11 protein-coding genes are annotated in these 11,557 nt (G+C 56.3%); 2 read left to right on the top strand and 9 right to left on the bottom strand.

What is annotated here, in order from left to right:
* Positions 1-10: 10 nt before the first annotated feature.
* Entirely contained in the window at positions 11-658 is a 648-nt protein-coding gene (locus MB02_RS03180; RefSeq protein ID WP_067532439.1) for a lysoplasmalogenase family protein, read from the bottom strand.
* Between the two features lie 65 nt (positions 659-723).
* Between MB02_RS03180 and trmFO the strand changes: the two genes are divergently transcribed.
* Positions 724-2,070: a methylenetetrahydrofolate--tRNA-(uracil(54)-C(5))-methyltransferase (FADH(2)-oxidizing) TrmFO gene (trmFO, locus tag MB02_RS03175; protein WP_067532436.1), complete on the top strand. Its 1,347-nt coding sequence runs from the start codon at positions 724-726 to the stop codon at positions 2,068-2,070.
* Positions 2,071-2,083: 13 nt separating this feature from the next.
* On the opposite strand, the gene MB02_RS03170 is transcribed toward trmFO, so the two are convergent.
* The 8 genes from MB02_RS03170 to MB02_RS03135 form a co-directional block, all read right to left on the bottom strand.
* A complete protein-coding gene (locus MB02_RS03170) occupies positions 2,084-2,542 on the bottom strand; it encodes an EF-hand domain-containing protein (protein ID WP_067534048.1) in 459 nt (152 codons plus the stop codon).
* Between the two features lie 33 nt (positions 2,543-2,575).
* Entirely contained in the window at positions 2,576-3,235 is a 660-nt protein-coding gene (locus MB02_RS03165; protein ID WP_067532434.1) for a hypothetical protein, read from the bottom strand.
* Positions 3,236-3,312: 77 nt separating this feature from the next.
* On the bottom strand, positions 3,313-4,017 hold the full coding sequence (locus tag MB02_RS03160; RefSeq protein ID WP_235829411.1) for a TadE/TadG family type IV pilus assembly protein: 705 nt from the start codon (positions 4,015-4,017) through the stop codon (positions 3,313-3,315).
* Complete coding sequence (locus tag MB02_RS03155) at positions 4,008-4,613, bottom strand: TadE/TadG family type IV pilus assembly protein (protein WP_067532432.1); 606 nt, start codon at positions 4,611-4,613, stop codon at positions 4,008-4,010. Before MB02_RS03155 ends, MB02_RS03160 begins: the two co-directional genes overlap by 10 nt.
* A gap of 17 nt (positions 4,614-4,630) precedes the next feature.
* Positions 4,631-6,610 carry a TadE/TadG family type IV pilus assembly protein gene (locus MB02_RS03150; RefSeq protein WP_067532430.1) on the bottom strand — a complete coding sequence of 660 codons (1,980 nt, stop codon included), beginning with the start codon at positions 6,608-6,610 and terminating at the stop codon, positions 4,631-4,633.
* 408 nt (positions 6,611-7,018) lie between these two features.
* Entirely contained in the window at positions 7,019-8,386 is a 1,368-nt protein-coding gene (locus tag MB02_RS03145) for a pyruvate dehydrogenase complex E1 component subunit beta (RefSeq protein WP_067532427.1), read from the bottom strand.
* On the bottom strand, positions 8,386-9,483 hold the full coding sequence (gene pdhA, locus MB02_RS03140; protein WP_067532424.1) for a pyruvate dehydrogenase (acetyl-transferring) E1 component subunit alpha: 1,098 nt from the start codon (positions 9,481-9,483) through the stop codon (positions 8,386-8,388). The genes MB02_RS03145 and pdhA overlap by 1 nt, the downstream gene beginning before the upstream one ends.
* A gap of 160 nt (positions 9,484-9,643) precedes the next feature.
* The gene (locus tag MB02_RS03135) at positions 9,644-9,955 is read right to left on the bottom strand and encodes an FtsB family cell division protein (RefSeq protein ID WP_067532421.1); all 312 of its coding nucleotides are present in this window, start codon (positions 9,953-9,955) and stop codon (positions 9,644-9,646) included.
* A gap of 1,016 nt (positions 9,956-10,971) precedes the next feature.
* On the opposite strand from MB02_RS03135, the gene MB02_RS18135 reads away from it, so the two are divergent.
* Positions 10,972-11,490: a transposase gene (locus MB02_RS18135; protein WP_156495432.1), complete on the top strand. Its 519-nt coding sequence runs from the start codon at positions 10,972-10,974 to the stop codon at positions 11,488-11,490.
* The last annotated feature ends 67 nt before the right edge of the window (positions 11,491-11,557 follow it).

Here is an 11,557-nt window from a genome sequence, read left to right as displayed (position 1 = left end):
TTGCCATCAATTATGCTTGATGGTCACGCCTGAGCGTTTGGATCACCCCGGTGCAAATCAGAAACTGGCCGCAATAGTATAACGGCCAACTGAACCATTCCGCAGGGGAAGCGGGTGGCAATACGTGCATTTGCGCCACAACAAGAAAATCCGAAGCAACGAACAGGACGGCCCCCAGCCCCACGTGATAGCGGGAAAAGCGGCTGACCCAGGCACTACCCGCCATGCCCCCCAGGGCAAGACCATACAGCGCGACAGATAATTCTTGTGACAATAACCACGAGATCAAGGGGGTTGTCAGGAGCAGTGCCGTTGCAGCCGCTTTCTGACTGGAGCTAGGTTGCTCTCTCAAGTTGCGCAAAAACAGCGCGAGAGCCATGAGAAGGCTGACAAAGTACAGCAGCCCGCCAGAAAATTCGTCGAATTCAAAAATCACGTCGGCCAGCGCGGCAATCGCCATGACACCGGCAAGCCATTGTGCATCCCGGCTCCGGTGGCGAAGCATCGCATAGATGGCCAGCATCGCAACTGCCGTTCCCTTCACGAATGAAAGGTAGAGTCCTGGCGTTGGACCATCGCGTAGCAGATAATATGCCACTGCCGCAGCAATGCTGGCCAGAAGATATGGCCGTTTCTCGTAAAGTGCGCGCTTAGGCATTGTTCGTCCCTCTTGCGCCTGCTTGGCCTTGAATGCACAGCCATGCAAGCTGTAGGGCGCTGGCAATGACGCATGACATCCACATTATCGGTGGCGGCCTCGCCGGAAGCGAAGCAGCCTGGCAACTCGCCCGTCGGGGATTCAAGGTCCGCCTTTCCGAAATGCGCGGATCAGGCGACATGACGCCTGCGCATGAAACCACCGGTCTGGCCGAACTGGTCTGTTCCAATTCGTTCCGTTCCGATGATGACCAGAAAAATGCCGTGGGCCTGCTGCACCACGAAATGCGGCGGCTGGATTCACTCATAATGCGGGCGGGCGAAGTCGCCCGAGTGCCGGCTGGGTCAGCTCTGGCAGTCGATCGTGATGTATTTTCCGATGAGGTCCAGAAAACATTGGAAGGCCATCCCAACATTACCCTAGTGCGGGAACGCGTGGATGCCCTGCCCGCCAGTGGCGCTGTCATTGTCGCGACAGGCCCGCTGACGGCGCCAGCGCTTGCCACGAGTATCGGCATGGCAACCGGAGAAGACAGCCTCGCGTTCTTCGATGCGATTGCCCCGATCGTCCATTTCGACAGCATCGACATGTCGATCTGCTGGAAGCAATCACGTTGGGACAAAAAAAGCGGGCCCGACAGCGATGGCAAGGATTACATCAATTGCCCCATGGACAAAGAGCAATATCTTGCTTTCCATCAAGGGCTGATCGACGGGGAGAAGACGGCTTTCAAGGAATGGGAGGCCAACACGCCCTACTTCGACGGCTGCATGCCGATAGAGGTGATGGCTGAACGCGGCGTCGATACCTTGCGCTTCGGCCCGATGAAGCCGGTTGGACTGGACGATCCGCGCACAGGGCGCTGGCCATATGCAGTCGTGCAGTTGCGGCAGGATAACAAGCTCGGCACCTTGTGGAACATGGTCGGTTTTCAGACCAAGTTGAAGCACGGGGAGCAGGTTCGACTGTTTCGCACCATTCCCGGACTTGAGAATGCCGAGTTTGCCCGGCTTGGCGGACTGCATCGCAACACCTTCATAAACTCCCCAACGGTGCTGGACAGGCAGTTGCGCCTGAAAGCTGCGGAGCATGTGCGGTTCGCCGGACAGATCACCGGTTGCGAAGGTTATGTCGAAAGCTCTGCCGTCGGGCTCCTCGCAGGGATGATGGCCGCTGCGGAACTGGCAGGCCGCAGTTGGCAAGATCCGCCGCGCACTACCGCTATGGGCGCGCTGCTCTCTCACATCACCGGCGATGCAGAGGCCGACAGCTATCAGCCGATGAATGTCAATTTCGGCCTGTTCCCCCCCTTGCATGAAATCAAGAAAAAGGCCCGCAAGGAAGCCTATACCACTCGCGGCAAAGCCGATTTCGATGCCTGGCTGAAAGGGATGGAACTGGTTCCGGCCTGAGCCGTCTCCGCGCTCAACACCGGCAGGCAGGCTTCTTTTTGGGCTTCGGCGCGGTCGTTGCAAACTCCTGCGGAGTCAATTCGCCATCGCCATTGGCATCGGCCGCCAGGAATCTGTTCGATGTCGTGACCGCCCATTCCTCGAATGTAAGCAGATTGTTTCCATCCACATCGAGCTTCCGGAAGGCATCTGCCCGCGTCGAAAGCATTTCATTGCGCGTGATCCGCCAATCCCTGTTGCGATCATAACGGAAGAAGCGATGCTGCTCCCGCGTCAGTTCGCTCGCCTCCGGAGGCTCGGGGCCCTGCAGTCCCGACACATCGGCAATGGGAAGTTCATCCTCTCCGGGGGTGTCAGCGACTGTTGGCGGGGGTGGCGCACTTTTCTCGACTTCTGCCCTACCCTGCCACCAGAACATCCCGATCCCGGCAAAACAAAGCGCAGCCAGCGCCCCCAACACGATCCGGTTCATACCTTCACCAACCAACATCACGCGGCGTCATCACTAGCGCCCGATCATTCCAAGCCGGAGCGCCACAACCATGTCTCCAGGCCCGGAAAGCAGTGGTCTTCCCCCCTTGGCCATGCTCCGCCGGGCCAAGCCGCCCAGTACGGCAAGAGTACGTAGCTTGCGCGGCAGATTCCACCGACTGATCGCTTCCCTTTCGGCCAACGCGAATGCCATGGCTCGCTCTTCCGGATTGCTCAATCCCTGCGCGAGATCAACCAAGCCCCAGCAATGGCCAGCTTGGCGCACGCTTTCGACATATTCCTCTTCCCCAGCAAGTCGTGCCAACGCGGCAAAGGCAGTTCCACGACCACTGGCAAAGGAATCCATATGCTCATGCTTGAGCGGGAAATCCGACAGCAGGGTCTCCCAGCTTTCGACGAGGTTCACGAGCGCCGGCGCTTCCCCGGCCCATGCACCTAAAAGTTCGATCAACGGATCACCCGTTGGCCATTCATCGCACGGCTTTTGCAATAATTCACGCCACCAAGCCAAACGCATTTGCGCCAATATGGGTTCTCGAGCCTGACGAATAATCGTGCCGCAACGCGTATCGAGCGCAAGCAACGCCAATGTCATTCCCCGCATCTCTGCGGGGGAATAGGTCAATGCCAAGCGCTGAGGAACCGGCAACTCTTCAACAAGTGAATCCCGCATAGGGAACGCGAATTTTCCGAAAATGGTTCAATCCGCAATTATGCATGATTTGACAGTGAGTTCCACCCCGGCACGGATTACGAACAGAGGTTGTTCACATTGGTGCCACTGACGCCCGGCGACAGATTTCTGTCGTCGCGTATGAGGAAGGCAGCCTCCTGCACGATGTCACGGTTTTTGACGAACATGTCTCCGAAAATGCCCTCATATTTATAGAACACTTCAGCATACATCACTGCGGAACCGGGATTGGCAGTGATCTTGTTTGTGCCGACACCCATCCCGTACAGCCTGTCACCAGTCAGGCCGCTTTTGTCCGTATCATTCCCGTAAGCGGATTCACGATCGAGATCGCCGCGGCAACGTTGCCAATGAATGTACTGGCGGCGCGTGTAATTGTCGTATTCCAGACTCGAGAGAATGATGCGGCCGTTCTGCTCGAAATCGATCCCCTCCCCTTGCTTCATTGCTCCGAACATGACGGAGTCGACATCGGTTTCGGTCACAGTAGGCGTCACACTGCTATTGTCAGTCTGCCCTAGACGAGAAGCATTGTCGGCAACCGAAAGTGCGAGCTGGCTCACCTGCAGATTGGCCGATGCCAGATTCATCACTTCAATGCCGTACATACCCAGGAACAGGAATGGCGGCAGACAAAGGGCAAGCTCGGTAATGCTGATACCGGATCTGTCTTTTCCGATCCTGGCACACACATTCTTTGCCCGGCGGCACAAACCGGCAAAGCGTCCATTGAACAATGGAGTGACAGACTTCAATCGCATGAGTCTGCCTCCGATCCGTAACCATCCTGATTGGCGTAAGGCTGGTTCTTCTTCACAGCCGTCGCCGTGATCGAGCGCTCTTTTGAACCAGGCAAAAACGGCATCTTGAACAGCCGTTCGTAAGTAATGGTCACAGTGTACAAAACGACGTCGTTGGCACCGCCGTTACCGGTTCCGCCAATATCGGCATCCCACTGACCATTGCCGTTCTCATCGGTATAAGTTTCGCCATTGTTGCAAATGCCGTCGGAGTCAGCGTCATTCCATGCCTCGGGCCGTCCGATATCCGCAAAGTCGTAATAGCTCAGGCGACTTGCCGTCAGGCTGGCGTGAGGGGCGATTGTGCTGACCATGCGTTCAACCTTGTCATCGGCCACGGCTGTATCCGCTGTCTCAAGCGAGGAACTGCGCGCAGCATCCTGTACCGCACCATTCAGTACCGACTTCGCATAGGCCAGCTGCCCAAGGTCCAATACTCCCATCAAGAGCATGAGCCAGATCGGAACCGCCAGCGCGAACTCCGGAATTGCGGCCCCTGAACGATCTGCAACCAGCTTTCGCAGACGGGTAACGTGGCGCAAACGCCGACTTGGCATAGGACGTATCAATCCAATCACAGCGTCACTCGCAGTTCGCCGACATTCTTCGCGATTTCCTGGAAAGCGTCGTTCAATTGATCCGCGTTGCTTGCAGTAAAGGCACTGTCACTCGAAGCACATGCCTCAAGATCCGTCGTAAGCGAGGCCCCAAAGGCGATAACCCAAATCCGGATCCCTTTGGCTTTGACTGCATCGCACACGGCGCGGAAACGCGCGGTGTGCCGCGAAGCGTCGTTTGAACGCCCATCATCGGTCACGCGCCGGTCATGGAACTCGATGCCATAACTCGACTGGATCTGGTAATTCGGTTCCATCTGACCGTCGGTCATGAAGATGATATGCCGGGCAACCTTACCACCGTTGGCTGGTTCCTCGGTAACGTTGGCCGAGAAGATACCGTCCGGGGAACTCAGACGCCCACCCCAGATCATGCCAAGATCGTGATAGGTATTGCCCTGCGCATACAGCGAATTGGCATAGGCGTAGAATTCGGATTTCGTCATCGAACCAAGCAGTTTGGCTGCCTGAGGACAATTCGACGAAGCCTTACCCCCTGTCAGGCTCGTCGTGACATCCGAAATGTTATAACTGCCACCATAATACGAGCTTACCCAGGACGTCCGATAATAGGAGACTTCCGGCCACATCGGGGCCCATTTCGTATCATCGTCAGACGGATCCGGCGCCATATCGATATCCAGATCGTACACGCCGCTGGGCGAATAACCGAGCAGCTTCGAGTAACTGAAATTGCTGGCCGCAACCGTCTTGCGCTCCTCAATGCAACCGCCCCAGGTCGAGTTTACATCAGAACCATTGTTGCCTGTCTGAGTGGTGGCACTCGAGAAGGCCTTGTAGTTGCTCGTGTCGTAAGTGACCTGCTTGTACAGGAAGTGATCGAATTCGTGGGTTTCGACCGAGGTGTAGACCGGGTCTTCAGTCGCATACTGATATTGGTATGCGTTACGGTACATATACCGGTAGTACTGCTGATAATATTTTCCGCCCCATCCGCTGCCTTGACGAACGCAGAAGTAATCCTTCGCCCTTTGCGACTGGGATACCGTGGTGGTGGTAACGCGCTGACCGTCCCGGTTTATGTCCGTCTCAGTGTCCGTGCTGGACGAACCATAATTCGACCATCCTTCATCATCGGGAAGGTCATCTTCACAGCTATTCGATTTTGAGTATCGCGTCCCCGAATACTGATAGTCATAGGAATAGCTGATCGAACTGGAACCGCTTCCGCTGGAATATACCGGACTATCCCAATGGTCGAATTCTTCCACCGTGATGGTCTTGTAAACAGGCTCACGCGATTGGATCTTGTATGTATCGACCAGATAGTCAGGGTTCTTGGCATAGATCAGCCTGCCGACATTGACCGACGAACTGTAAGGCACAAAGCCATAGCGAACGCGCGCATTGGACCCTTGAGTGGCAAGTGCGACTGTATCGTAGAAATTCTTCATCGCAGCCTGCAATGCCTGCAGTCTGGTCTGACTATAGCTGATATAGCCTCCCATCGAACCAGTCGTATCAAGCACCATGACAACATCGCTGTTGCCCAGAGACATGGATGCGGCGCAATTTACCGACAGATCAACGGAATCGACCCCGAACAGGCTCATCACTGCTGTCTGCATCGTGGTTGAAGCGGCACCGTTGACGGTATTACCGTTATCATTGCTCGATGGCGTAAAAAGCGTACCCGAAACGCCCTGGTTCGCATCGTCGAAGTTCACATCGAAATAGTCGTCTGCTTCACGCTCTGCCGCAGTATCGAAACCGTTGCTCGAAACCGCTCTGCGGCCAGCAAGAACAGCCGCGTCGCAGGCGCTCTGCAAACGGTTGTGAACCTTGTATGCACGGCTGGCATCCACGCCGCCGCCAACCAAGGCCGCGACGACGAAAATAGCCACTGCTGTCAAGGGCAGGATATTACCTGACGTCTGGCGAAGAAGTTTCGTCAGCAGTCCGGATGTCCACCGCATTGTGCCCCGGGAGTGCCCCATCCTTCAATCAACCCTTGCGTAGCGAGACTCAAGGTGGGCGTTCGCACAGTTCTATCTAAGGAATTCTTAACGATGCCCACCGGCTGGAAGGCAAGGGAATGTAACTTTTGCGGAGGTAACCATTGCGTTGGAAGAAAAATGGCGCGCTGCGAGTACCGAATAAGTCGATACGAATATTTTAACCTTGGCTTTAGGCGTCTCGCCGCGAAGCATCCAAAGTGACCGAGCGATCACCCACAGGTGCGACTTGCACATGGCTATTTCTCATGCGGATTTCCCGCATGAATTGCATGGCGGCGCAGAGTGCCTTCACTCCGCGCCGCCATGCAATTTCTCAAAACTATAAAGCGCCAAGTCGATCAAACCACAGTCAGAACTGGGCCTAACTCAGCGGTAGCAAACCTTTTTCGCGGCTTCCACGATACGCGTAGCATCGATCAGCGCGAGTTTTTCGAGATTTGCGGCATACGGCAAGGGGACGTCCTCATTACAGACACGCAAGACCGGCGCATCCAGATCGTCGAACCCGTCCTCCATGCAAATCGCAGCCACTTCAGACGCGATTGAGCATTGCGGCCAGCCCTCTTCCGCGATGACCACACGGTTGGTCTTCGCCAGGCTGGTCAGAATGGTTTCGCGGTCGAGTGGACGCAATGTGCGCAAATCGACCACTTCGGCATCGATCCCTTCTTCCGCCAAGGTTTCTGCCGCCTCCAGGGCAAGACCAACACCTATAGAATAGGATACGATGGTAACATCCGTTCCTTCACGGACAATCCGCGCTTTGCCTATCGGCAAGACATGGTCATCGAGTTGAGCCAGTTCGAAGCTGCGCCCATAGACCAGTTCATTTTCCAGGAAGACTACGGGATCTTCACTACGGATCGCCGCCTTCAGCAGTCCTTTCGCATCAGACGCATCATAAGGAGCAATCACGACCAGGCCGGGAACATGCGCATACCAAGACGCATAGTTCTGGCTGTGTTGAGCCCCGACGCGGCTGGCCGCTCCGTTAGGCCCGCGAAATACCACCGGACAGCGCATCTGGCCGCCTGACATGTAATTGGTCTTGGCGGCCGAATTGATGATGTGGTCGATCGCCTGCATGGCGAAGTTAAATGTCATGAATTCCACGATCGGACGCAAGCCGCCCATCGCCGCACCCGTACCGATACCGGCAAAGCCATATTCGGTAATCGGGGTATCGATCACCCGCTTGGGTCCGAATTCGTCCAACAGTCCCTGCGTGACCTTGTAGGCCCCCTGATACTGAGCGACTTCCTCACCCATCACGAACACACGCTCGTCACGGCGCATCTCTTCAGCCATGGCATCGCGCAACGCTTCGCGGACCGTAACGGTGACCATATTGGTCCCGGCGGGAATTTCCGGGTCATCGACGCGCGGCTTCGCCTTGGGTGCTTCAACAGTATCCGCACTTTTCGGGCTCGCAGATTTTTCCATGGCGGCCGGTGCAGGAGCTTCTTCCTGCTCAACGGCCGAAGCATCTTCGCCCTCACCCGCCAGCATCGCAATCACCGTGCCGACCTTCACATTCTCGGTTCCCTCAGGAACCACGATCTTCCCGACCGTACCTTCATCGACGGCTTCGAATTCCATCGTAGCCTTGTCGGTCTCTATTTCGGCCAGAATATCGCCCGCGTGGACTTCATCGCCTTCCTTGACCAGCCATTTGGCCAAGGTGCCTTCTTCCATGGTTGGCGACAGGGCTGGCATTTTCAGCTCGATCGCCATCAGTAATTCTCCACCACGACATCAGTATAAAGTTCCGACGGATCCGGCTCAGGCGAGTTCTCCGCGAAACCGGCCGCGTCAGCCACGGTTGCGCGAATGCGCTTGTCGATTTCCTTCAACTTGTCCTCTGACATTCCACGATCGAGCAGTTCCTTCCTTGCCCGTTCGATCGAATCGTTATGTTCGCGCACGTCCTGCACTTCCTCACGCGTACGATACTTGGCCGGATCGGACATGGAATGGCCGCGATAACGGTACGTGTTCAGTTCCAAGAGGACCGGGCCATTGCCATCCCTCACATGGCGCAAGGCGATTTCCGTCGCTTGTCTGACTTCCAGCACATCCATGCCGTTCACATCCATTCCCGGAATACGGAAAGCCGTGCCCCGGCGATAGAAATGCGTTTCTGCCGAACTCCGCTTTACGGAAGTGCCCATGGCATACTGATTGTTCTCGATCACGAAAACGATCGGCAATTTCCAGAGACTGGCCATGTTGAAGGTTTCATAGACCTGGCCCTGATTGGCCGCGCCGTCGCCAAAATAGGCCACGCAAACGCCACCGTCTTCACGATATTGGTGCGCAAAGGCGAGGCCCGCCCCCAATGGCACTTGCGCGCCCACAATGCCGTGTCCGCCGTAAAAACCGTGGTCGGTCGAGAACATGTGCATCGAGCCGCCCTTGCCGCGGCTGATCCCTGCCTCCCGTCCCGTCAGTTCGGCCATGATGACCTTGGGATCGATGCCATAGGCCAGCATGTGACCATGGTCGCGATAACCGGTGATCACGCTGTCCTTGCCGGCTTCAAGCGCCGACTGGATGCCCACGGCCACAGCTTCCTGACCGATATAAAGATGGCAGAAACCACCTATCAGGCCGAGGCCATAGAGCTGGCCAGCCCGCTCTTCAAAGCGGCGGATCAGCAGCATCTGCTCGTAGAAGGTCAGCAGTTCTTCATCGCTGGCTTCGTAGCGCTTCTGCTTCTCATGCTCTTCCTGAAGGCTGCGGAGAGCGAAATTGTCATCTTCAGGCGGAGTGGTCTTTTTGCGTGCGGTCTTTCGCGAACTGTTGCCAGAACTGGCGGCAGGCTTTGCCAAGATTCCTGTCCTCTCATCATGCGGCTAACCATCGGGAAACCGAACAGTGGTGCCTAGCCTATAGGCGCAAGCCACGCGCCTAGGCAACGGCCAGAATGGGCGGATTGCGCACTATCTCACGTGACATCACCCGATCACGCACAACACCGCGCAATTGCGATCAATTGAGTGTAATGACCACTTCATCGGGATGAGCGACATTGAGGTTGCTGCGCAGCAGCTCCCCGACGAGATCCGGATCGGCATGCTTGGGATCGAGCAATGCGACGCGGTTCTTCAACTCGTCCCGCTCCCCCTTAAGCGCGGCAATCCGCGCCTCCCGCTGCTCCAGCAGCTTGAGGTTCTCACTCCAGGCCAAAAAACCGCTCGGCCCGGCAAAGGCCAATCCACCAAGCACCAGAACCCCCAGAAGAGAGAGAGCCCGGATCAGTTTTTCGCGCGGAGAGCGAAGCAAGGCGTCAGCATTGGTCACAATGTTGAAGGAATCACATAAGCGGCATGGATTCAAGCGCTTTCGCGTGAACCGTTCGAATTTATCTGTGGGCTATGACATGCCGCCCACGATTGGGCATTACAGATCACATCAACAGCTCGTCAGAGTTCGAAAGACCGACTTGCCGCCCGAAACCAATGTGAGAAGAGACAAAAGGGCGTACGGCTACCTTGCCCAGAGGCCAGAGAGAGAAAATGGTGCGCCTAGAAGGTGAAACTTCGAACGCGCTGTTCGACACTCTGGCCGAGTGGAACGACCATCTCAAGCACACCAACCTGAAAGGATACGATGAGCCGACCCCATGAGGGTGTCGGCTCAAGCGCCCTTCTCGAATGCGGTGGACCGCCCGACTGAGTCTGCAAAGAAGGAATACCCCAAACCGGTTTCCGTTCGCTTCACTGACGAAGAGCGGGCCGAACTTGAGCGTAAGGCAGGCGATCTGACCTTAAGCGCCGATGTCCGCTCGCGCTGCACATGGAAAAGACTGCTCTTGAGGGCATTGAGGCACAAGGCGGCAAGCCAAGGAAGCGGCAGCGCATCGGTAATGATGGCTGGCCTATTGATTGAAGGCGGCTTGCTTAGGCGGCGTGGACAAATTCCGTTGCGAATGAAAGGTGGCGTAGTAGGTTCGGGCGCATGGCTGCGAAAACCGCCTTCGTTCGACACTCAAAACGTCTGCGCCTCACGTTGGCGGCCGCAGCGTTCTTCCTGTTTATCGCGACGCCCTCCCATCCAGATGTGGCATTCATCGGTTGGACGGCTTTTGTGCTTTTATTCATGATCCCACTTTTCCGTCTGCGGTGCTGGAATTGTGGTGAAAAGCTATTGAAGGATGGCGGTTCACATATCGAGTATTGCAGGACCGGCCTCGTAACCTGGGACATGTGCCGTCACAAAACCTGTGGAGCAGAACTTCACTGAAACGGTCAGCGATGGCCTCAAATATCCACTCCCGCGAAATTCTATTCGCAATCCGATTGCCCTGATCGCTTGGGATTGATTCAAGGCTGTTTTTTGGAGGCAGGCCTCCCGAGCAGAACCGCGCCATCGTCAACGGCATCCTCTGGCGGCTTTGGTGCGGCGCTCCGTGGCGCGACGTCCCGCCCAAATACGGCAGTTGGAACACGATCTATCGCCGGTTCCGACGGTGGAGCGAAGCTGGGGTCTGGGAAACCGTAGCAGTGACGCTTGCCGAGATTATGGCCGACAGCGGCCATTACAGCATCGACAGCACTACAGTCCGCGCCCATGTCTCGGTAGCGGGCGGAAAAGGGGGACTCATCGACGCGCTCTTGGCCGCTCGCGGGGCGGGTTCACCAGTAAGCTTCATTGCCTGGCGGATAGTGGATGAGTGGCCCTTGATTCGCCGCACTGAGCAGAATCGGCGCTACCGCGTCAATTGGCGGCATATACCCTCCGTTTGTTTTGGGTTTGGCGCCTCGACTTATGTGGTTAGATCGAATGTTAGAGAATACCGCCGCTCGCCGCCCCGCGTTACCTATGAGTTACCTTAAGCCAGGCAGGAAACTCTTAACCCTTTGAAAAATGGTGCACTCTGAGGGAGTGTTTACAAACCAAATC

This window comes from Croceicoccus estronivorus (genome assembly GCF_001625325.1).
Classification (GTDB): Bacteria; Pseudomonadota; Alphaproteobacteria; order Sphingomonadales; family Sphingomonadaceae; genus Caenibius; species Caenibius estronivorus.
This window is presented reverse-complemented; position numbering and strand designations above follow the sequence as displayed.

Excerpts from the sequence above, each read along its gene's own strand:
- MB02_RS03180 (WP_067532439.1), bottom strand. The coding sequence starts at position 658 with ATGCCTAAGCGCGCACTTTACGAGAAACGGCCATATCTTCTGGCCAGC.
- trmFO (WP_067532436.1), top strand. The coding sequence starts at position 724 with ATGACGCATGACATCCACATTATCGGTGGCGGCCTCGCCGGAAGCGAA.
- MB02_RS03170 (WP_067534048.1), bottom strand. The coding sequence starts at position 2,542 with ATGAACCGGATCGTGTTGGGGGCGCTGGCTGCGCTTTGTTTTGCCGGG.
- MB02_RS03165 (WP_067532434.1), bottom strand. The coding sequence starts at position 3,235 with ATGCGGGATTCACTTGTTGAAGAGTTGCCGGTTCCTCAGCGCTTGGCA.
- MB02_RS03160 (WP_235829411.1), bottom strand. The coding sequence starts at position 4,017 with ATGCGATTGAAGTCTGTCACTCCATTGTTCAATGGACGCTTTGCCGGT.
- MB02_RS03155 (WP_067532432.1), bottom strand. The coding sequence starts at position 4,613 with ATGCCAAGTCGGCGTTTGCGCCACGTTACCCGTCTGCGAAAGCTGGTT.
- MB02_RS03150 (WP_067532430.1), bottom strand. The coding sequence starts at position 6,610 with ATGCGGTGGACATCCGGACTGCTGACGAAACTTCTTCGCCAGACGTCA.
- MB02_RS03145 (WP_067532427.1), bottom strand. The coding sequence starts at position 8,386 with ATGGCGATCGAGCTGAAAATGCCAGCCCTGTCGCCAACCATGGAAGAA.